1 pseudogene is annotated in these 433 nt (G+C 35.8%); it reads left to right on the forward strand.

The window, feature by feature from the left end:
* Positions 1–87 precede the first annotated feature (87 nt).
* Positions 88–433 (forward strand): annotated as a pseudogene (locus STRDD11_RS13350) (hypothetical protein); the annotation flags it as partial.

The raw sequence follows: 433 nt of genomic DNA on the forward strand, positions 1-433 counted from the left end.
TTTTTGAAAATAGTTGAACCATTTTTTCAACCCAATAGTTGGCAGATAAAGATGCTGAAGACAAAATCGAAGAATGTTGAGATTTAATTGGCTGTAAAAAAAGATAAGAACAGCAAGGAATTTTACGTAAAAGGAATACTAGAAGGAAATATGATGAGTGATTGGGATTATTTTTGGAGAGGATTGATTGAGGCTTTCTCATGGAGAGACGGTCAAGATAATGTTTTGATAGGCGGAGCACCGTCATGGACTTATTTACTAGGACTATTTATTCATTTTCTTATTGCCGTCGGAATTTATTCATTATTCTTTTTAGGATTCTTTAAAGATAGAAAGGAGACAGGGGCTTGGAAATATGCCTTTCTAAGATTTTGGGATCGTCTCTTTTTGCAGGGGCGCATAAAAGGGCTGTTTGACGTTGATTATTGGGCTG

The sequence above is a fragment of the Streptococcus sp. DD11 genome (genome assembly GCF_001578865.1).
Lineage (GTDB): Bacteria > Bacillota > Bacilli > Lactobacillales > Streptococcaceae > Streptococcus > Streptococcus panodentis.